The organism is Pseudogemmobacter sp. W21_MBD1_M6 (assembly GCF_052119585.1).
Taxonomy (GTDB): domain Bacteria; phylum Pseudomonadota; class Alphaproteobacteria; order Rhodobacterales; family Rhodobacteraceae; genus JBGQOJ01.
The window spans coordinates 171,116-191,519 of sequence record NZ_JBGQOJ010000005.1; the positions used below are offsets into that span (position 1 = coordinate 171,116).

General features: G+C 59.3%; 23 protein-coding genes and 1 pseudogene. 16 read left to right on the top strand and 8 right to left on the bottom strand.

Going from position 1 to position 20,404, the window contains the following annotated elements:
* Window position 1: 1 nt before the first annotated feature.
* From ACEN2R_RS08535 to ACEN2R_RS08550, 4 genes are all read right to left on the bottom strand, one after another.
* Window positions 2-2,377: an ABC transporter permease gene (locus ACEN2R_RS08535; RefSeq protein WP_442041198.1), complete on the bottom strand. Its 2,376-nt coding sequence runs from the start codon at window positions 2,375-2,377 to the stop codon at window positions 2-4.
* Between the two features lie 4 nt (window positions 2,378-2,381).
* Window positions 2,382-3,089 carry an ABC transporter ATP-binding protein gene (locus tag ACEN2R_RS08540; RefSeq protein WP_442041200.1) on the bottom strand — a complete coding sequence of 236 codons (708 nt, stop codon included), beginning with the start codon at window positions 3,087-3,089 and terminating at the stop codon, window positions 2,382-2,384.
* A 74-nt stretch (window positions 3,090-3,163) separates the two neighbouring features.
* Window positions 3,164-4,327: a site-2 protease family protein gene (locus tag ACEN2R_RS08545; RefSeq protein WP_442041202.1), complete on the bottom strand. Its 1,164-nt coding sequence runs from the start codon at window positions 4,325-4,327 to the stop codon at window positions 3,164-3,166.
* An 82-nt stretch (window positions 4,328-4,409) separates the two neighbouring features.
* A complete protein-coding gene (locus ACEN2R_RS08550) occupies window positions 4,410-4,835 on the bottom strand; it encodes a DUF2267 domain-containing protein (protein ID WP_442041204.1) in 426 nt (141 codons plus the stop codon).
* Window positions 4,836-4,969: 134 nt separating this feature from the next.
* On the opposite strand from ACEN2R_RS08550, the gene ACEN2R_RS08555 reads away from it, so the two are divergent.
* From ACEN2R_RS08555 to ACEN2R_RS08580, 6 genes are all read left to right on the top strand, one after another.
* Complete coding sequence (locus tag ACEN2R_RS08555; protein WP_442041206.1) at window positions 4,970-6,136, top strand: hypothetical protein; 1,167 nt, start codon at window positions 4,970-4,972, stop codon at window positions 6,134-6,136.
* Window positions 6,137-6,392: 256 nt separating this feature from the next.
* Complete coding sequence (locus tag ACEN2R_RS08560) at window positions 6,393-6,728, top strand: bactofilin family protein (protein WP_442041208.1); 336 nt, start codon at window positions 6,393-6,395, stop codon at window positions 6,726-6,728.
* A gap of 177 nt (window positions 6,729-6,905) precedes the next feature.
* Window positions 6,906-7,232 (top strand): hypothetical protein, encoded by a 327-nt coding sequence (locus ACEN2R_RS08565; RefSeq protein WP_442041210.1) that lies wholly within the window; start codon window positions 6,906-6,908, stop codon window positions 7,230-7,232.
* Between the two features lie 98 nt (window positions 7,233-7,330).
* Window positions 7,331-7,465, top strand: a complete 135-nt coding sequence (locus ACEN2R_RS08570; RefSeq protein WP_442041212.1) for a hypothetical protein — start codon at window positions 7,331-7,333, stop codon at window positions 7,463-7,465.
* A gap of 199 nt (window positions 7,466-7,664) precedes the next feature.
* On the top strand, window positions 7,665-8,327 hold the full coding sequence (locus ACEN2R_RS08575) for a hypothetical protein (protein WP_442041214.1): 663 nt from the start codon (window positions 7,665-7,667) through the stop codon (window positions 8,325-8,327).
* A complete protein-coding gene (locus ACEN2R_RS08580; RefSeq protein WP_442041216.1) occupies window positions 8,324-9,301 on the top strand; it encodes a hypothetical protein in 978 nt (325 codons plus the stop codon). Before ACEN2R_RS08575 ends, ACEN2R_RS08580 begins: the two co-directional genes overlap by 4 nt.
* Before the next feature lie 176 nt (window positions 9,302-9,477).
* Here ACEN2R_RS08580 and ACEN2R_RS08585 read toward each other — a convergent pair.
* A pseudogene (locus tag ACEN2R_RS08585) lies at window positions 9,478-9,738 on the bottom strand (integrase core domain-containing protein); the annotation flags it as partial.
* 652 nt (window positions 9,739-10,390) lie between these two features.
* Between ACEN2R_RS08585 and dapF the strand changes: the two are divergent.
* The 7 genes from dapF (at window position 10,391) to ACEN2R_RS08620 (ending at window position 15,540) form a co-directional block, all read left to right on the top strand.
* Entirely contained in the window at window positions 10,391-11,323 is a 933-nt protein-coding gene (gene dapF, locus ACEN2R_RS08590; RefSeq protein ID WP_442041218.1) for a diaminopimelate epimerase, read from the top strand.
* Window positions 11,320-12,072, top strand: a complete 753-nt coding sequence (locus ACEN2R_RS08595) for an amino acid ABC transporter ATP-binding protein (protein ID WP_442041220.1) — start codon at window positions 11,320-11,322, stop codon at window positions 12,070-12,072. The genes dapF and ACEN2R_RS08595 overlap by 4 nt, the downstream gene beginning before the upstream one ends.
* Before the next feature lie 40 nt (window positions 12,073-12,112).
* Complete coding sequence (locus tag ACEN2R_RS08600; protein ID WP_442041222.1) at window positions 12,113-12,913, top strand: ABC transporter substrate-binding protein; 801 nt, start codon at window positions 12,113-12,115, stop codon at window positions 12,911-12,913.
* Between the two features lie 100 nt (window positions 12,914-13,013).
* Complete coding sequence (locus tag ACEN2R_RS08605; protein WP_442041224.1) at window positions 13,014-13,706, top strand: amino acid ABC transporter permease; 693 nt, start codon at window positions 13,014-13,016, stop codon at window positions 13,704-13,706.
* Between the two features lie 10 nt (window positions 13,707-13,716).
* Window positions 13,717-14,406 (top strand): amino acid ABC transporter permease, encoded by a 690-nt coding sequence (locus ACEN2R_RS08610; RefSeq protein ID WP_442041226.1) that lies wholly within the window; start codon window positions 13,717-13,719, stop codon window positions 14,404-14,406.
* Window positions 14,407-14,522: 116 nt separating this feature from the next.
* Window positions 14,523-15,014 (top strand): FAD-dependent oxidoreductase, encoded by a 492-nt coding sequence (locus ACEN2R_RS08615; RefSeq protein WP_442041228.1) that lies wholly within the window; start codon window positions 14,523-14,525, stop codon window positions 15,012-15,014.
* A gap of 109 nt (window positions 15,015-15,123) precedes the next feature.
* Complete coding sequence (locus tag ACEN2R_RS08620; protein WP_442041230.1) at window positions 15,124-15,540, top strand: FAD-dependent oxidoreductase; 417 nt, start codon at window positions 15,124-15,126, stop codon at window positions 15,538-15,540.
* Here ACEN2R_RS08620 and ACEN2R_RS08625 read toward each other — a convergent pair.
* Both ACEN2R_RS08625 and ACEN2R_RS08630 read right to left on the bottom strand, forming a co-directional pair.
* Window positions 15,494-16,783, bottom strand: a complete 1,290-nt coding sequence (locus tag ACEN2R_RS08625) for an NAD(P)/FAD-dependent oxidoreductase (RefSeq protein ID WP_442041232.1) — start codon at window positions 16,781-16,783, stop codon at window positions 15,494-15,496. The genes ACEN2R_RS08620 and ACEN2R_RS08625 overlap by 47 nt on opposite strands.
* 24 nt (window positions 16,784-16,807) lie before the next feature.
* Entirely contained in the window at window positions 16,808-17,428 is a 621-nt protein-coding gene (locus ACEN2R_RS08630) for a helix-turn-helix domain-containing protein (RefSeq protein ID WP_442041234.1), read from the bottom strand.
* A 121-nt stretch (window positions 17,429-17,549) separates the two neighbouring features.
* On the opposite strand from ACEN2R_RS08630, the gene ACEN2R_RS08635 reads away from it, so the two are divergent.
* Genes ACEN2R_RS08635 through ACEN2R_RS08645 form a run of 3 tightly spaced genes read left to right on the top strand, consistent with a single transcriptional unit; the run spans window position 17,550 to window position 19,755 of the window.
* Window positions 17,550-18,317 carry an ABC transporter substrate-binding protein gene (locus ACEN2R_RS08635; protein ID WP_442041236.1) on the top strand — a complete coding sequence of 256 codons (768 nt, stop codon included), beginning with the start codon at window positions 17,550-17,552 and terminating at the stop codon, window positions 18,315-18,317.
* A gap of 53 nt (window positions 18,318-18,370) precedes the next feature.
* Window positions 18,371-19,024 carry an amino acid ABC transporter permease gene (locus tag ACEN2R_RS08640; RefSeq protein ID WP_442041238.1) on the top strand — a complete coding sequence of 218 codons (654 nt, stop codon included), beginning with the start codon at window positions 18,371-18,373 and terminating at the stop codon, window positions 19,022-19,024.
* Entirely contained in the window at window positions 19,021-19,755 is a 735-nt protein-coding gene (locus ACEN2R_RS08645; RefSeq protein WP_442041240.1) for an amino acid ABC transporter ATP-binding protein, read from the top strand. The genes ACEN2R_RS08640 and ACEN2R_RS08645 overlap by 4 nt, the downstream gene beginning before the upstream one ends.
* Before the next feature lie 316 nt (window positions 19,756-20,071).
* Here ACEN2R_RS08645 and ACEN2R_RS08650 read toward each other — a convergent pair.
* A partial coding sequence (locus ACEN2R_RS08650) for an integrase core domain-containing protein (RefSeq protein ID WP_442041242.1) occupies window positions 20,072-20,404 on the bottom strand: 333 nt, incomplete at its 5' end.

Here is a 20,404-nt window from a genome sequence, read left to right on the forward strand (position 1 = left end):
TTCATTCCCGTGTTTTCAGAACGGCCACAAGGTCAAGCCGGTCAAGCCTGCGGCGCACCACAAGTGCGGCACCGAACGCGGCCCCCAGAACCACCAGACTGGCGGTGGCGAAGGTCGAGGGCTGCAAGACAAAAGGGATCGCATAAAGGTCGCTGGCCGACCCTTGCGCGACAATTTTGGCGATCAGCGCGCCAAGCAGCCATCCGACCGGTTGCGCCAGCACCGCCAGAAGCATGGTTTCCCCGACAAGGATCAGCGAGACCTCGGCGCGGGTGAACCCGAGGATGCGCAGACTGGCCAGTTCGCGGGCGCGTTCGGACAATTGTATCCGCGCGCCGTTATAGCTGACGCCGATGGTGATCAGCACCCCGATGGTGATGTAGACGGTGGTCATGATGATGACATTCTCGCGGATGGTCTCCTGAAACGAGCGCCGGGCGTGGGTCAGCATGGTCACGCTGGTGATCTTGGGGATGTCCTTGATCGCGGCATGAAACGCATCCTCCTGCGCGGCATCAAGCGTCACATGCGCAACCGAGACCTGCGGGATCTGCCGCAACAGGGTGCCAAGGGCCGATAGATCCATATAGGCGCCAAGGCCGACAAACAGCGGCACCGTGCCGGCCACGGTCACCCGCGTCGTTTCCCGGCGGCCCGTCATGAACCGGATATCGACCGCGCCGCCCGCCGCCACATTCAGATGCGCGGCAAGACGGTCCGACAGGATGATCCCCCTGGGCGGGGCGTTCAGAACGCGGCCTGCGTCGTCTATCACGCGGGCAAGGTCGGGGTCGGGCCTGCGGGCCTCGATCACCGTGCGCTTGGACAGGTGGCCGTGCGACAGGGTGACGGGAACCGCCTGCTGCCCCTCGACCTGCAACACACCGGGCAGGCGGCGCACCTCCTCCAGCACGCTTTCCGAAAGGTCGCCGGTGAAGGCCAGCGTGGCGGTTTGCCGGTTCGACTGGGTAAAGGACCGGTCCATCAGGCTGTCCAGCGCGTCGTTGAAAAAGCCGGAACTGACCAGAATAGCGACCGACATCGCCAGACCAAGCACGGTCAGCCCCGACCGCACGGGCCATCGCGTCAGGCTGCGAAATATCATCATTCCCGATTGCCGCATCCCCAGCGCCGACAGGCCGCGGTCCAGAAACCCGCGCGAGAAATGCGGCGGGGCGGGCGGGGCCATGGCAACTGCGGGTGCCAGCAGCGCGGCCTTCAGCGCACTGCGCACCGCGCCCAGCAGCGCCGCCGCCACCCCCAGCACCCCCGAAACGGCATAGGCGACATAGGACGCCCGATACATCAGGAACGGAAAGTCGAAGAACCGCGCGTAAAGCGCCGCCATGCCATGCGCCAGCCACGCGCCCACGATCCAGCCGATCCCGACACCGCCGACCGCGATCAGCCCCGCCAGAACCAGATAGTGCATGCAGATCTGACCGTTGGTATAGCCGATCGCCTTCAACAGCCCGATCTCGCTGCGCTCCAACGAGATGATCCGCCCGATGACCATATTGACCAGAAACGCGGCTATGCCGAAGAAGATCGGCGGCATCACATAGACCATGGTGTGCAACTGCTGGATCTCGGCGTCGATGAAGGCGTTGGATTCCTGTTGCGACCGGTCATAGGCCCCCAGACCGCCGTATGGGGCCAGAAGGGCGTCCAGACGGTCGATCACCTCGTCCTTGCGGGCGTCCATGCTCAGTTTCAGGCTGACCGTGTTGAACGCGCCGGTCATGTCATAGGCCGCGGCGGCCTCGGGTTCAGGCATCCACAAAATGCCGAAGGATGAGTTATCGGGCATCATGGCGCCGGGTCCAAGGGTATAGATGAACTCTGGCGACAAAACGGTGCCGGTGATGGTCAGACTGCGACGGCTGCCGTTCAGGTTGGCGGCGATGGTATCCCCCGCGACCAGACCGCTTGCGATGGCGAAAGGCGCGTTGACCACGATCTCGTCCCGCGCGCCGGACAAGGGCATACGACCTGTGCGCAGGACCGGAACGTTCAGGCGCGGTTCCCTGTCGGGGGGCAGGGACAGAATGCGCCCGACCGTGGTTTGCAGCCGCCCCGGCACATCCAGTATCGCGCTGCCGGTCACCCGCGCCTCTGCCGCCCAGACGCCGTCGATCGCCTCTATGTCGCGCATCAGCGACAAGGGCGCGCGGCGCACCTGCGCAAAGACATCGGCAAAACGGTTCCGCTCGTAATAGGCGCTGCGGGTGTCGTCCAATGACCGGTACATGCCGAAACCCGTCAACATGATCGCGACACCGCAGGCCAGAACAAGGGCAATCGCCAGCGCCTGCGCCCAAAGTCGAACAAGGTCACGAAACAATTTTTTATCAATGGCATGGACGATGTTTCTCATGCGATTACCACTCGATTTCCGCCGGATCGAGGCGGGTCGCGTTTTCCACGACCTCACTGATGTGGCCATCCTGAAAGCGGATCACGCGGTGCGCCATTTTGCGGATCGCGGCGTTATGGGTGATGACGATTGTCGTCGTGCCGAACTGTTCGTTGACGTTTTTCAGCGCCTCCAGCACCTGCACGCCGGTCTTGCTGTCCAGCGCGCCTGTCGGCTCGTCACACAACAAGACATCGGGGCGCTTGGCGATGGCGCGGGCGATGGCGACGCGCTGTTGTTCGCCGCCCGACAGTTCCGCCGGGAAATGATCCATGCGGTTGGTCAGCCCGACAAGGGCCAGCGCCTCTGCGGGGTCCATCGGGTCCTTGGCCACATCGGTAACAAGCTGGACGTTTTCGCGGGCGGTCAGGCTGGCCACCAGATTGTAGAACTGAAAGACAAAGCCGACGTGATCACGCCGGAACCGCGCAAGGCCACGGTCGTTCATTCCGGTCAGTTCCGTGTCGCGGAACCAGACGCGGCCCTGAGTGGCGTGATCCAGCCCGCCGAGGATGTTCAAAAGCGTCGATTTCCCGCTGCCCGACGGGCCAAGCAAAACGGCCAGTTCGCCCGAAAACAGCGCAAGGTCCACCCCGGCAAGGGCAAAGACCTTGACCGTTCCGGTGTCGTAGACCTTGGTCAGCCCTTCGGTTCTGAAAACCGTCTCAGACATGGTTGGCGTCCTTCCAGGGGGGACACTTGCAGCAATGCCGCGACCCGTCTTTGATGTCGCGCAAGGCCCCCGGCCTAGCTGCCGACGAACGAGGAGTGCCGTTTCGTGCCATTGGCCGTGGTCACGCCAAGATCTTGCAGCAGGGCGATGTATTCCATCAGGTCCGACAGGGTCACGACCCCTTCGAGGCGGCCATTGCGCGCGACGAGGAACTTGCGGCGTCCGGTCTTGCCCATCAACTCGAGCAGGTCGATCACGGGGGTGTCGGGCGATACGGTGTTGTCGGGTGAGCTGGGTTGCATCGCATCCACGACCCGCGTGGTCGGCCATAGGGCGCGGTCCACAGCGCGGATAGCGGCGCTGTCGATATAGCCGTAAAGGCCGTCGGCATCGGTGACGGGAACAAAGGAGCGCCCGTGGCCGATCATCATGTCGTCGACAAGGTCGCCGAGACTGGTCAGTGGGCTTGCGTTGATGGTGGAAGTGCTCATCATGCTGGCGGCGGTCGATCTGGCCAGCGTCGCCTTGATCAGAAGCTGTTGGTAAGACGCCCGCGAGGCGGACATCAGGAACAGGCCGATCAGGATCGGCCAAAGCCCGATCGCGCCCTGACCACCGACCATGCTGGCGGCGCCCATAAAGATCAGCACCCAGGCAAACACCATGCCCGCTGTGCTGGCAATCTGTGTGGCCCGCATCATGTCGCCGGTTTTGCGCCAGATCAACGAGCGCAGCACCCGTCCGCCATCCAAGGGAAAGGCGGGCACCAGGTTGAACAGGGCCAGTGTCAGGTTGATGGTGGACAGATAGGCCAGAACCGCCTGCGCCGGTGTCGCCACCGGCATTATCCACGCGCCGATCCCCGCAATCAGGGCCAGCGCGAAACTTGCGGCCGGTCCGGCAACGGCGATCCAGAATTCGGAATTTGCATCCACCGGTTCTTTTTCAAGCTCGGCCACGCCACCGAAGATGAACAGCGTGATGCCGCCAACCCCGAGGCCAAAGCGCCGTGCGACAAGGGAATGCGCCAGCTCGTGCAACACAAGGCAGGAGAACAGGCCCAGCATCGCCAGAACCGCCATGGTCAGGTAGGTGTCGGTCGATTGACCGGGCAGGGTCTCGGGGAACCAGCCGGTGGACAGGGTCCAGACGATCAACGCCGCGATCAACAGCCAGCTGGCGTCGATCCGGATTTCGAAACCGGCGATGTTGAACAGGCGGACGGCTTTTGAAAACATGGGGCTCTTTCCGGTAGGTGGATGCGGGGGGCGACAGGTACTTTTCGTAGCGGCTTTTCGTGGCGGCGTTTCGCAGGGGAGCCTATGTCCACAGATCCCTGAGCGACTTGCGCAGGGCGTTTGCCACCTGATTTATCTCGCCGGCAGACACCTTGCGCCGCAAAAGGTCGAATACGGCCACCACGCCCTCTTCAACCTCCTCCGGGGTGCGGTCGGGGAACCTGGCGGCGACGCGGTCGATGAAATCGGCCTTGCCACGGGGGTGGACAGGAGTTTTGGCGGGATTCCAACCCTCGAAGTAGATCCCGCGGACCAACAGGGGCAATTGCGCGGACAGGTCCGCCGCCTCGTCGCTGGGCAGGTAATCCCGCAGGGCGTGAAGGGTTTCGCGCAGCAACTGGTAGGCGCGCGCGGTATCGACCCAGTCCAGATCCTCGCAAAGCAGGTTCAGCCACTCCGCGACTACCTGCGGGGCGTGGTCCAGTGTCGAGATGCCGGTGATTTTCATTCTGATATCCTTTGGTTCGGAACGGGTTGACGCCACAATGACCCAGAACCGCCGTCGCCGCGTTGACCGTCGTCAATTCATTTCGCGGGCAGGGGCGTAGCATGGGGTTTTGATCGACACCAAAGGAGCCTTCCATGTCACGCCTTGCCCTGTTGCTGATCGCCTGCCTTGCGATGGCGGGTTTCGCCCGCGCCGAAGTCACCAGCCGCATGATGGGCGGCGACCTTTATCTGTCGGGCACCGGGTCCAGCGGCAATCTGAGCGCCTCGCGGGATGTCTTTGCGGCGGGGCCATCGTTGAGCTTGCGCGGGCAGGTGGCGGGGGTGACCCATGCGGCCGGTTTCGATGTCGAGGTTGACGGGGCCTCGGCGGGCAGCATCTACGCCGTGGGGGCCACCGTGGCCATCCGCGCCACGACAGGGCACGACCTGTCCGCCATGGCCTTTTCCCTGCGCACGCTGCCCTCTGCCGTGACACAGGGCAATGCGCGGCTGGCCGGGGGCATGGTGACCATCGAAGGGCCGGTGACCGGCAGCCTTGGTGTCTCTGGCGGCGAGGTGGTGTTGGATAGCGCGATCGGGGGCGATGTCTGGATCATCGCCGAAAAGGTCAGCTTTGGCCCGCAGGCGCGTATCGGCGGGACGCTGACCTATTCCGCCCCGGCAGAGATCAGCATCCCCGAGGGCGTGATCCCGACCGACCGCGTGCGGTTCACAAAGCTGGAGCGGTCGGAAATGCTGCGCGACATGCGGACGGCGATGAGGGACCGCGACTATCCGGTCCTGCCCGCCTTTATGACCCTGTTCGCCATGGCGCTGGTGACGCTGGCGTTTCTGGTGGCGCTGGGCGCGGTTCTTCTGGCGTTCTTTGCGTCGCGGGTAGAGCATCTGCGCACCGTCGCCGTGGCGCGGCCCGGTTTTACCATTCTGATGGGGTTCCTCGGGCTGGCGACGGTGCTGGGCAGCGTTCCAGTCAGCGCCATGACCCTGATCGGCATTCCGCTGGTGCCGGTCGCGGTGCTGTTTTGCGTTGTCGTCTGGACGCTGGGCTATCTGATGGGGGTCTATGTGCTGGCTCTGCGGTTCTGGCAGGGCATGGGCGGGGACAAGGCACCGGGCACGGCGGTGCGGGTGGCGGTGCTGGCTGCAGGGCTGCTTGTGATGACCGTCCTGAACTTTATCCCGTTTCTGGGCTGGTTCGCGAATATGGTGCTGGTGCTGCTTGGCATAGGGGCAATGGCGACCGCGATTACCCTGTTTCTGGCGGCGCGTGCGAGGCCGGATGCGGGGGCGGCCAAATAAGGGGCAGGCCTGCCTTTCGGTCCGGATTGGCCGTTTCAGAACCGCCGGATCAAAAACAGGATGGAATGACGGCCAAAACCGAATAGGGTGCATGTGACTGTGCGCCTGCCTGACTGACTGTAACCATGTCTGTGTTTCCCGGATCTTTGATCCACCTCCCGTGTGCAAGGATCAGCCGATGGCCGGATGATCCCTTTTCAATCGGCAGGATGCAGGTCATTGCTTGGAACAAGATAGTTGGTAGAGGCGGAACACCATGACGGACACATCCAAGAACGGGCCATCCCTGATCTCTGACGATATGATTATCGACGGAAACGTGATCTGCACCGGCACGCTTTTGATTCATGGCAACGTGAAGGGCAATGTCACGGCGCACAGCCTTGGCGTGTCTCAGGACGGGCACATCAAGGGCACGATCAAGGCCGACAGTGCCGAACTGATGGGGGTGCAGCAGGGCAACGTCACCTGCAAGCGTCTGTCGATCGTGGCGGGGGCAAAGATCACCGGTAATATCGCCTGCGAGAACCTTGTGGTCGAGAACGGCGCTGATATCACCGGCAAGATGAGCGTGACCGGCGCCAAGACCTGAGGCGGGCGGGGGGCGGGCGTCCGCAAGAATCCGCCAAGCGCGGCATCCCGCCTGTTCATCTGGCGCCATGTGGACTAGTCACGGCAAGAGTGCGCCCGCAGCGCCACCGCGTGTCTGGTTCGGCGCGGGGGGCATTGCGGTGATGACGTGCGCAAGACATCAGAGGTAATACGCCCCATGCAGGTTCTTATCAGCAAAGCCGCCCTTCTGGGCGTGCCGAAAAGACTTAACTGGGGCAAGCTTAGCCTTGGGGACGATGTGAAACTGGTGGTTGGCGACAACGATCAGGTCACGGCCTACGCCAGCCTGCCCTACAAGGCCTTCGGCATCTTCCACAAAACCCGCGATATCAAGATTGGGCATCTGGGACCGACAAGTCAGGCGCTGCTGCTGTCGGGCCTGAAAAAGGAACGCATGTTCCGGGTGCGGATCATTGATATCCAGCTGCCGCACCATGGAAACGAGGACATAAAGCCCTCGGTCTGGATTTCGGTCTGGGGATGATCGCGGGCAGCGGCCCCCGGTGGACCGCGCCCGATGGATGTGCAAGACATGTCCCCAGAGGGTGGCGAAACGCCGCCGCAAGATGCGGAGAGTGCGCGATGATCCGAAAATACCTTGGCCCGCATATCGAACGGTTTATGGCCGCCAAACCTGTGCAACCCTTCCTGTTCGCGCTGGGCGTCGTCATGATCCTTGGCGGTGCGCTTTACACGGTGTCGTCGATCTTTTTCTAGGCGATTGCGGGGGAAACATTCCAGATGCGGGGCTTTCGGGCAACTGTCTGGGGCAGGTCCGGGGGGGCAAAGCCATCATGCGGGCCGGGCGCGAGCTGCCCAGGGCTTTGAAAGACGGGCAAAGCGCGTTTTTGGGGTGTTGAAACGGATGGACTTGGGGCATCTTCATTTTTGAAGACCCTATGTGGTGGAACCCTGATTGTCCGAAGAGATTCAACGTGCTGAGGTTATTGACTGGTGGGAGGCCGAGCGTGCACGCATCTATGACGCTTGCCTCGCAGCCAGGGAGACCTTCAAGACCCGTGCATCTGCCGCTGCTGCCGATCTTTCGATGAAGGATTTGCTGATGCCAAGCGCCACAGCGCGCACTGCGATCGAGCGGCAGATCCAGTCTGACGTCAACATGTTGAACCGGCGACTGGCCGCATCCCTTCAATCGTCATTCGAGGCCTCTGTAATGCGCGTCGAAGGCAATGCCGCGTTCGACGGCGCCACCCTGTCCGAGATGGCAGCACTTGCAGGCAGCGGGGCATTGGCGCTTGGCACTTTGGGGCTTGTCGCGACGGCGACCAGCTTTGCGACGACGACCGCGACGTTCATGTTCTTTGTTCCAGTCACAACGGTCTCATGGCCGCTCTTTGCCGTAGTGGGAGCAAGTGCTGTCGCTGCGGCGTATTTTTTTGTTCCAGCCCGTGAGGGCGCGGAGAAACTGATCAGAGATCGGTTCCTGACGCATTTGGACACCATGCTGGAACGGTTATTGACAGACCCGGACGGCAATTCGAAATCTTCATCCTCGTGGTCGACCTTCAGGTCGCAGATCGACCAGACCGCACAGCTTCGACTGAAAGGTCTCTCATGATTGCCTCGGCCATACCATTCATCGTTCCCGCCAATTTTCAGGCCGCACTTTCGATTGGCAACGTCGTGCGGTATGGCTCCATCCTCAAGGACAGCTCGACCGGACGGATCGTCGCGCACCTGCAAGAAACCGGGATGCTGCAAAAAGTATTTCAATCCGGTCTTCCCTTCAATCCACTCGATCCCATCGGGGCCGTGACCGGTTTGATCGGCGTGGTTCAGAATGAGCAGATCAAAAGACGGATAGACGTCATGCAGTCGATGCTTGGCGGCATGCAGACGCTTCAGGTCGCGTCGCTGGTGTCTTCTGTCGTGGGGATCGGGGTCACTGTGGCCAGCACTGCGATCATTTTGCATCGCCTGAAGGCAGTTGATGCCGGGTTGGCCACGATTGAAGGTAAGATCAACGCGCTTCCCGCTCAGTGGCGCGACCTTGATCTGCACAAAACGCTGACGCGCGTCGAGACGCAGCTTGAACGCCTTCAGGAAATTTCGGCTAGACAGGATCCTCGCCCGGTCGTGCAAAAGGCAGAAGAAGCATTGCACGAGGGATTCAATATTCTGCATGCCGGTGTCAAACAGTTGGTTGCAGAGGTGACCATTGACGAACGCATGTTGCAAAGCCTGCTGGCAGGATTGGCGCTTTGCGGGGGGGCGCAGATTAAGTCCTTGTTCTGGCTGGATGAGAAAGAAGCGGCGCGGGAGCGCTCGCGGCGCCAGGTCGACAAGCTTCAGGAACTGGCATTTCTGATGCCGCGCGACGTCCTTTCCACGCGCCTGCAAGGCGGAGCAGATGCTGCCCGTCAAATTTCACAAGACGCTTCGGAAATTCGCCTGAGGATCGCATCGCAACCCGCCCTGAGCGAGGTGTTGATCCAGATGGGCGTAAATGGTCGCACGTATCTTGAGCGGGTCGAGCAGGAGGAGGAACAGCCGCTGCTGGTTTTGCCAGTCCCGCAAGCTGCCATCGCGTGAAGGGATTGCATCGGTGGCATGAGACTTTGCGACTCGAAAAGACACTTTGTGCGCAATAGCTCCGGTCAAGTTAAACCAACGTGTCACACTCACGTATGTGGTTAGAAAAGCGGCGTGAGGCAAGTATTGCGGCACTTCCGGGTGGAGTGCCCCCATCAGGTGGTCCAGTTTGAATGTTAATGCATGGTCGGCCTTTGGTCTGCCGGAACGATGCTTTCTGGCGCTGGCGGGCGGTCGCCCAAGGCACTATGTGGCCGACCGTAGTGTCGTGGCGCCTCCCTCTTTCGATCAGGATCCGGGCTTCGCGCAATGTGTCGAAAATCTCGCCGTTCAGCGGTTCATCCATTGCCCGGCAGTGGTTTGCCTTGCAAGCCACAAGAGGGTCGGAAACGGGCATTGAAGCTCTCGCAATAGCCATTCTCCCACGCGAAGGGCGGGCAGATTGTGACGGGCGCACGGGTCATATCCATCTCAAGACGGGACGGAAGCTGGCGCGTGGGTCGACCATATTGCGGCATTGGCAGGCGTGGCGCCTGTCGGGCTTCGTGCGCTGCGCCGGTCTGCCGCTTTGATCCCCGCGCCCGCTGAAGAGGACGAGGTCGAGCCGCACGATGTCTGGGCCGATGACATGGTCGTTGCGGAAGGGCCGCACCGGTATGAACAGAGGCCGTCACCGTGCCTGTGACGCGGGTCGAACATTCGCCGGCGGGACTGCGCAGCTTTGTGGCGGACCGGACGCCTGTGGCCGGGTTTGCCCCCGTTGCCTAAGGCTTCTTCTGGCTGGCGGGGAAGGCGGTTATGGCATGCAGACCGCGCCCGCCTTGTCACAATTGGCAGCCTATCTGTGCCTGGGGCGGACACCGCCTTTGCACCGCGCTGTCATCAAAGCGTTTGCCGCAGGGCGGGGGTAATTCACCCTTGAAAAGGACTGGAAAAAAAGGGGGCGCCTGATCGTTTCGAAATTGTTAGTGGTTTTAGACCGCCCTGTGTATGCTTCAATTTATGACATGAGAATAGCCGTACGTGTAATGCGGAAAAGCGACCACCAAACGAGTTGCATACGGACTTGAGCCGCGAAGGGGCCATGGCATGGTCCAGAGTGGCGCCAAGCAAATCAAACGGGGGACGGACATTCTGTCGACTAGACGCTGGGACGAGATTGCTCCCGTAGGGGGCAGGCCATTCATCAAGATGCAGGGGCTGGAAAATCACTTTGTGATCGTAGATGGCCGCGAGATCGGCTTCTTGCCCGATCCTGAGGACTCCGCCCGCATTTGCAACTTCGGAACCGGTGTCGGCGCTGACCAGCTTTTGATTATTCAGCCGCCGACCGGGCAGGGGGCAAAGGCGGGCGCCTATGCGTTCATGCGGATTATCAACATCGACGGAAAAGACGCCGAGGCCTGCGGAAATGCCACGCGCTGTTTTGGCTGGTTGATGCTGGAGGAAACCGGACAGAACGAGATTATTCTGGAAACGGTTGTCGGACCGCTGCGCTGCCGACGCGTGGGGCATAAGATTGTCAGCGTTGAAATGGGCCGGATCACGACAGAATGGGATAGCATTCCGCTGGCCCGCCCTATGGACACATTGCATATGGGTGTGGAAAACGGGCCGTTGTCAGACGGAATTGCGCTGAATATCGGCAACCCGCATGTGGTTTATTTTGTGGATGATCTGGATGCTGTCGACATGGCGGCGGTTGCGCCCAAAATCCAGAATGACCCGATATTCCCGAACCAGGTCAATGTGGGGGCGGCGCAGATGGTGCGCGACGATTACATCCGGTCAACCGTTTATGAGCGTCCGGGACTATTGACGACCGCATGTGGCAGTGGTGCCTGCGTCGCCGTGCGGGCGGCGCAATTGCGCGGATTGACCAAACGAAACCGTGTCACGGTCGAGATGCCCGCAGGCGCGGTCGATATAGAGATCCACATCGACAATTCTGCCGTGCTGACAGGGCCGGTGGAGTTTTGTTTCAGCGGAACGCTGCCAGGACCAGAACGGAATATGGCATGAACGACATCATGATAACCATCGATAAGGTTTGTAAAACATACCACGTGAAATCCCGTCCAGAGCCGGTGCGCGCATTGGACAATGTTACAAACCACATTGATCGCGGCGAGGTTGTCGTGATCATTGGCCCGTCGGGGTCCGGGAAATCGACGCTTTTGCGGTCTTTGAACGGGCTGCAGCAGATCGACAGCGGCACCATCATCATCGACGGTGTCAGCGTGACCGACAAGAAGACCAACCTGAACCTGCTTCGGTCGCAAGTCGGCATGGTTTTCCAGCATTTCAATTTGTACCAGCACAAAACCGCATTGGAAAACATCGTGATGCCGCAGACCGTGGTGCTAAAGCGCAGCCGCGCCGAGGCCGAGGCGATTGCCAATGATCTTTTGAACAAGGTCGGCATTCCCAACCTCGGCGGGAACTATCCTTCGATGTTATCCGGTGGACAGCAGCAACGTGTCGCGATTGCGCGGTCTTTGGCGATGAAGCCGAAAGTCATGCTGTTTGACGAGGCCACATCCGCGCTTGACCCCGAAACCGTCGGCGGTGTTCTGGAACTTATGCGGGGTCTTGCCGCAGAGGGGATGACAATGGCCGTCGTAACGCACGAAATGGGTTTCGCGCGCGAAGCTGCGGACCGTGTGATTTTTATGGATGCCGGTGCCATCATCGAAGAAAACACCCCCGATCAGTTTTTCGACAACCCACAATCAGAACGAGCCCAGGATTTCCTACGACAAATCCTGTAACGGGCCGAAACAACAAGAAACCACAACAATGGAGAGAAAAATGCAAAAATATACTAGACTCGCAGTTGCAGCCGCCAGCGGTGCCTGGCTGGCCTTGATGGCGACGGCATCCTTTGCCGAATCTACGATGGAGAAAATCGTCAGAACCGGGCAGATGACCATTGCCGTTCAGACACAAGGGCCACCCGTCAGCTTTATCGACAAGGCCGGTGAAAGAACGGGTCTTGCCATCGAGCTTGCGCAATTGATGGCCGACGACATGGAAGTTGAACTGGTCGTTCAGGACTACGACTGGAAGGGCCTTATTCCCGCGCTTCTGTCCGGCAAAGCCGATTTCATTGCGGCGGATATGACCCCGACAGCCAAGCGCAGCATGCAGGTCGTCTTTACAGAGCCGGTTTTCTACTCGGAAACCATTGCGTTCGCGATGAAAGACGCAGGATACAAATCCTGGAAAGATCTCAATGTCGCAGGCATCTCTGTGGGTGCGACCCAGGCCTCGTCATGGGCTGATCTCGCGCGCAAGAAGATTTCGAACGCGGAACTGAAAGAGTTTTCCGGTGGCACCGCCCAAACGGTTCAGGCACTGACGTCCGGTCGCATCAACGCCGGTGTATCCGACAAGGCGACGATCGCCGCTTTCATGTCTTCCATCGACGGCCTCGTTGTTCTTGACGGCGATATCAGCCGCGAACCGCTTGGTTTTGCGGTGCGTCCTGACTCGATGCATCTGTTGTTCGCATTGGACAACTACATGCGCCTGATCCGTGCTGACGGGCGTCTGGATGAAAAGCTGGACTACTGGTGGAACACCACCAGCTGGGAAGCGGATCACAAGTAAGATCCCGCCCGCCACTATGCGTTTCACGGCGGCGTACGCGCGGCCGTGATGCGGGCTGATAAATCGAAAATCATCAATACTCAGGAAACCGGATGAGTTAATGGATTGGCTTCAAAGTATCTTTAACTTTCGGATCGTCTCGCAGTATTGGGAAGTCTTCGCGCAAGGCATCGTCAATACAATCTGGATTTCGGCGATTTGTCTGGCTCTGTCGTTGACGTTCGGAATATTCATCGCACTGGCGCGAAGGTCGACCAATCCGCTGATCTGGCGACCTGTCGCAGTTTACATCCAGGCGATACGCTCTACCCCACTGCTGATACAGATCTACCTGATCTATTATGGCTTGCCGTCCATACTGCCGTTCGGGAATTTTCTGGATGAGACTCAAACCGGCATTATAGCGCTGACCATACACACCTCGCCATACATGGGCGAAATCATCCGCGCGGGTCTGGAATCCGTCGATCGCGGTCAGATAGAGGGTGCGCTGTCTGTCGGCATGACCCCTAAACAAACCATGACGAACGTTGTCCTGCCGCAGGCGATTGCGAACGTTGTGCCGCCTTTGCTTGGCCAGACGGCGGTTCTGATCAAAGACACCTCTCTTCTCAGCATCATCGCCGTGTTCGAGCTTATGGGAGCAGGGCTGAGGATGTTTTCGGAAACGGTCATCGCCACGGAAAGCTACGTGACGACCGCCGTCTGTTACCTGGCTATATATTTCATGATGCTAGGGATTTCCGGCTTGGTCCAACGAAAACTGGGCGGTTCCGCCTGGCAGGCAAATTAGGGAATATCGCATGGAATGGTTTGCACATAAGTGGGGTATTATCGACCAACTTTCGCCCTTTTTGCTTCAGGGGCTCTGGATCACATTCAAGATTTCGATCATTGCGATTTTCTTCGGCTCTGCGCTGGGGTTTGTCTTGGGCGTTCTCAAGACGCTGCAAATCTATGCCTTGGAAAAGCTGATTAACACATATCTGCATATTTTGCGCGGATCGCCATATCTGGTCCAGCTTTACATCATCTATTTCGTCTTTCCGTCATTCAACATCGAGTGGCTGAAGTTCGACAGCTTCACGGCGGCAGTGGTGTCACTGTCCCTTTACACATCAAGTTACGTGACCGAAATTGTCGCATCGGCCATCTTCGCCGTGCCAACCGGACAAAGCGAAGCATCCCGCTCGGTCGGTATGACCAAGGCGCAGGCCCATAGGTACGTTATCCTTCCTCAAGCCCTGAAAATGACGATTCCGCCGATGGCCAGTGTCTATGTGATCGTGATCAAAAGCACAGCGGTGCTTTCGGTGATCGGAATCGCAGAGCTGACCCGTCAGGGCGAAGTGGCAATCATGAGAATGCCGGGCGACATCATGTTTATCTACAGCCTTATCGCCGTCTTCTATTTCTTCTATTGTTATCCCGTATTGCGCTTTTCGAAATGGGCCGAAACCCGTTTCGGCACCATCGGTATAGACTTGGAGTGATCAAGCCTTTGACGAAGCCATATGCCGTCGCGGATCGACAATAGCCGATTGAGGCGGGCGGGGCAGTTTATGGCGCATTACCCAAACAGAGATTTTTTTCGAACGGAATCACGTCCATGCCTAAGTCTATGAAAGACGGTGGACCGCGGTCTGTCGCAATTATCGGCGCGGGGATCGTGGGCTGTGGTGCTTCGCTTGCGCCATTCGCTGAAGGTCTTGCCGTGGTTGTTCCGCTTTGCACGCGCGGGATTGCCTGCCGAAGTGGACCGCATTGCGGCCGCGCTACACCCTATCGTCTCGCGCTCTTTGACTGCGGCTTTGTGCGGCATCCCAAAGGGCCGGCGCAGGCATATTTCGACGCCGCCGCGCGGCGGGGCGCGATCCATCTGCGCCAGCGTGTTCGCGGGATTGCCCGATGCGGCGAAGGCGGCGTGACCGTTCATGCCGAAGGGAACACACAGTCGTTCGACCGGTTGGTGATTGCGGCAGGGGCGTGGTCGGCCAGGCTGGTGCGGCAGTTGGGCAAGCGGGTAAGCCTGGATACAGAACGCGGCAATCACGGCGCAGATGGTCGCGGACACCATAGCCGGACGAGCCATGGTCATTGATCCTGCCCCCTACCTGATTTCAAGGTTCTGACCTGTCACGCTCGGTTTTCCGATCACCCTTGCCACCCTGCCAGAGCATTCTGGCCCGCCGCCAGAAGCGGTGGATGTCATGGTTATTGGTAGTGGCATAATCGGGCTTTTGACCGACTGGGAGCTTTCGCGCGATGGCCTTCGCGTTTTGCTGTGCGAAAAGGGCGTGCAGTCGGGTTGGAACTGGGGCTGGCTGCGTCATCAGGGCCGGGATCTGGCGGAACTGCCGATCATGATGGATGCGATGCGCCGCTGGCATGACATGCCGCAGGGCCTGTGCACCGCGATCGGTTTCAGGCAAAGCGGCGTCACCTGTCTGGCCCGTGACGCGCCGCGCATGCCCGACATCAAAGGTGGGAGAATATTCGGAACAGGTGAACGTATGTTATCGGACTGGGCGGGCGGCCCAGTGCGAAATTTATCGGACCTCTGGACATGCAGATTCGATCCTATCCCAGTTTGTCTTTCAGCCGGGACCACGCGATCATTGCCGTGACGGCGGGTTTGCGCAGGAAATGGAACGGGATGGGGCGCAGGTGGGTGACCGGAAAATCGAGGTCTTTCTCGGCAACCCCGGACGCCCAATCGGCCAGCACCTTACCCAGCGCCGTTGCCATCGCCACGCCGCGCCCATTGTAGCCAACCGCCGACATGATCCCCGCCTCGGGGCTGCTCAGGTGGGGGTAATGATCGGCCGTCATTGCCACAAAACCACCCCAGCCATATTTCCACGGAACGCCGCCCAATTGGGGATAAAGCGTTTCCGTGACCGACTTGAGCGATGCAAACTGGCGTTTCAGCCCTTTTTCCGTGTAATCGCCCCGTCCGCCCATCAAGAACCGGCCATCCGCGTCGAACCGGAAATAAAGCAGCAACCGGCGGCTGTCAGAGGCGGAATGACCAAAGGGCAGAATGCTGCGCCGCAAGTTGTCACTCAGCGGATCTGTCGCGATCTGGATAGAGCGGATCGGCACGACGCTGCGCCTTACGCGCGGGGCGACGTCATCCGTATAGCCGTTGGTGCAGATCAGAACGCGCCCTGCCTTTACGGTGCCGTTTGCGCATTTGACAAGATGGCCCGCCCCCTGTTTTTCGATGCTGACAGCGCGGGTATGACCGTGAAGCACCGCGCCCGCCTTCAGCGCGGCCCTGGCCAGACCGATCGCGTAATTCAGAGGGTGGAGCTGGCCGCCACGCTCGTCGATCATACCCCCGAGATAGGCGTCGGTGCCCAGTATTTCGGATGCGTCCTGCCTGGACAGCAGCCGAAGCGGCGCGCCGCGGCGCTGCCATTGTTCGACCCGTTTGGTAATCGTGGTCATCGCGGTCGCGTCATGGACCGGCTGGACCCATCCACGCTGCGAAAAGCCGCAGTCGATTTCATGCCTGGCAATCAGTGTCGCGACAAAATCAGCCGCGCCGCCTGACACTTTGACCGCGCGCGGCCCGAACACCGGACCGAAATGCCGCTCGACTGCGTCCGGATCTTCCTTCAGGCCCGGATTGATCTGGCCACCATTGCGCCCCGAGGCGCCCCAGCCCGGCGTTTCGGCCTCCAGCACCATGGCGCTGATGCCGGCCTCGGCCAGATGAAGTGCCGCCGTCAGCCCGGTAAACCCGCCGCCGATGATAACAACATCCACCTGATGGTCGCCGACAAGCGGCGGACAGTCGGGCGGGGGTGCCGCCGTCGCCGACCACACCGAATTGGCAATGCTGGGCAGTTCGTTCTGTATCATTTCACACACCTCAAAGCCGAAAGATTAATAAACAGCGGGTGTCACCACCCAAAGCACCTCGGTCTCGACCTGTCCGACGGCCCAAAACCGGATCTGTTCCTGCGCATCGAAAGCAAAAGCGTCACCGGGTCCGATTTCATGCAGGGTGCCATTAACCTCAAGGGCGAGGGTACCCGATAGAACGGTGCCGCATTTCGAGCCGCTTGGGTGATTATAGGGCGTGTCGCCCGTTGACCCGCCCGGCCGGATAACGAGCCGCATCATCTGGATGCCCGAGCAGCTGTCGGGCGTCATCAGCTCCTTGATCATCCCCTTGGCCCCAAGATCGAGCGTGCGGCGTTGATGTCTGCGCACAACGATCCGACCAGGGTTTTCATCGTGGCGGTCAAACAGCCAGGACACAGGCATCTCAAGCGCCGCGCAGATCGCGCCGAGCGAGCGCACCGAGGGCATCGACAGTCCGCGCTCTACCTGGCTGAGCAGGCTGACAGAGATACCCGCCTTGGATGCCACATCTTTCAGCGACATATCCCGGACTTTGCGACGCTCTCTCAACCGGCGCCCGATCTGAGGATCGGCTTCAGGCTCCGAGGACACACTGTCGGTCCGGCCAGATCCGCTCGCATCCGATTTGCTTTCCAACATATGATTGACATCCCAAGATAGTTTTGCTCACATTGAAATATTGCGGCATTAATTTCAACCACTATGAAGTCTGCTACGAAACTTTTAGCCGCTCAGCAAAGAAACAGGGAGTAAGATTCACATGAAGTTCAAGTCTTTTGTTCACAAACTGCGCGGTGTGTCGCTGGCGCTCGGCGCGACCCTTGCAATCACTGGCGCGGCCTACGCCCAAACGAATTACAAGGTGGGGTCAACGCCCACTGGTGTTCCATTCACCTTTCTGAATGTCGAGACCAATCAGATCGACGGCATCATGGTCGACATCATCGAGGCCATCGCAAAGGAACAAGGCTTCGCCGTCCAGGTGGACGCGACACAGTGGAGCGCCCTTATCCCCTCGTTGACCAGCGGCAAGATCGATATCATTGCCGCCGCAATGTATGCGACCCCGTCCCGTGCGGAAGTCGTTGCCTTCAGCGACAAGGTCTACTCTTACGGCGAGGGCCTGATCGTGCCGAAAGACGCCGATGTTGCCTATACATCCATCGACGAGATGGAAGGCCTGACTGTGGGCGTTCAGGTCGGTACGGCCTATATCCCGCCGCTCGAAGCAAGCGGAAAGTTCAAGGAGATCAAGATCTACGACTCGCTGGCAGACATCATGCGGGATGTCTCTCTTGGTCGTATCGACGCCGGCTTTGGCGATCGCCCGATCCTGGCATACCAACTTTCCAAAGGGGCCTCGGACGTGCGCATGGTCGAGGAGTACAAATCCCAGATCACAGGCGATGTCGCCATTGCCGTCCGTCTGGACGATGCCGCACTTCTTGCCACGATAAACGAGGGGCTCGGCAAGATAAGTGCCAGCGGCGCACTGGACGCAATCCTGGCAAAATGGGGCATCAAGTAAGAATACCGGGCAGGCGCGACTTCTCGTGCCTGCCCAACATGGAGTGAAAACACATGAGTGAATTTCTGGCCAGATCGGCCCAGTATTTTCCCCTGCTGATGGAAGGCGTGACGCTGACCATCGTGGTGACTTTTTCCTCGGTCATCCTGAGCTCTGTCCTTGGGTTGGTTTGGGCGATCATGGCGGTCTCTAAATCGCGCACCCTTCGGGGGATCAGTCGCACGTTCATTACGATAATACGCGGCATCCCGATTATCGTTCAGCTGTTCTATATCTACTTCGTCCTGCCCGAACTCGGCATAAATCTGACGGCCTTGCAGGCGGGCATCATTGGCTTGGGCCTTGCCTATTCGGCCTATCAAGCCGAGAATTTCCGTGCCGGAATCGAAGCCATCGACAAAGGTCAAATCGAGGCCGCGCATTCCATCGGCATGACCGATGGTCTGATCATGCGCCGCGTGATCCTGCCGCAAGCCGTGCGGATCGTTCTGCCCCCCTTTGGCAATACGATCATCATGCTGCTTAAGGATTCATCGCTGGTTTCGACCATCACCGTGGCGGAATTGACACGGCAAGGCCAGCTGATCGCATCGTCTACGTTTGACAACATGACCGTTTTCTCGCTGGTTGCCCTGATGTATCTGGCGATGGCGTTGCCGCTGACATTCCTCACCCGCTATCTGGAAAAAAGGTATGCCAACACATGATTTCCGTGGACAATATTCACAAATCCTTTGGACCCGTCAAAGTCATCAAAGGCGTCAGTTTCGATGTCAAACAGGGTGAGGTGGTTTGCATCATAGGCCCTTCCGGTTCAGGAAAATCGACGATCCTGCGCTGCATCAACGGTTTGGAAACTTACAACAGTGGGGCGATCATGTTCGACGGGATCAAAATTGATCCAAGCGACAAAAGCATCATAGACGTTCGGACCCAACTTTCGATGGTATTTCAACGCTTCAACTTGTTCCCCCATCGCACGGTGCTGGAAAACGTGATCGAAGGCCCGGTTCAGGTGAAGCGTGAAAAAAAGGCCGATGCCATCGAACTGGGGCGAGAGCTTCTGGATAAGGTGGGGCTATCAGGCAAGCTGGATGCCTATCCGTCCAGCCTGTCGGGGGGACAGCAACAACGGGTGGCAATCGCTCGTGCCTTGGCAATGAGACCCAAGGCGATCCTCTTTGACGAGCCTACATCAGCGCTGGATCCCGAACTTGTAGGCGAAGTGCTGACCGTCATGCGCGATCTTGCAAACGAGGGGATGACCATGGTGGTTGTAACGCATGAGATGGGATTCGCGCGCGAAGTGGCGGATCGTGTGCTATTTCTGGAATCCGGTGTGATTATGGAAGAAGGTCCTGCCAGCGAATTGCTGCGTAACCCCAAACATGAACGAACAAAGGACTTTCTGCACCGCGTCATCAATCCGCTGGAATGATGCAAACCGCGCGACCGGTGAAATTGATCTCGGCGAAACCTGACAAAACGTAACGCGTCTTCCTTTCAGTGTCTTAGATGCCGCTTCGACGCGACAGGAAGTGGGCATAACTCCGAAAAGGCTGGTCAGTCTGCTCCACATGACACAGTGTTGGAGACGCAGGGCAGCAGCGACAACGTCACGCATTCATGACGCAGATCACGGTGGAAGTGCGCCCGGTCAGATTGGGTTGCACGGTTCGAAACATTCCGCGCGGTCTGCGGATAGACCAGTTGATTGAATCGCTCCGAGTTTATCGGAGACCTATAGCTTCATTTCACGCGACCATATCGAACACGTCGCGCTGTGCATAGAAGTTCTCTTCGGCCTCTACTGGCGGGATGTTTCCGATGGGTCCAAGCAGGCGCCGGTTGTTGAACCAGTCGACCCAGCCGAGGGTGGCCATTTTCAGATCCTGCATGTTGCGCCAAGGGCCCTGGCGGTGAACCAGCTCGGTTTTGTAAAGACCGTTTATGGTTTCCGCGAGAGCGTTGTCATACGAGTCACCGACGCTGCCGACCGATGGCTCGATCCCAGCTTCGGCCAAACGCTCGGTGTATCGAATGGACAAATATTGCCCGCCGCGGTCCGAGTGATGGATCAATCCGCC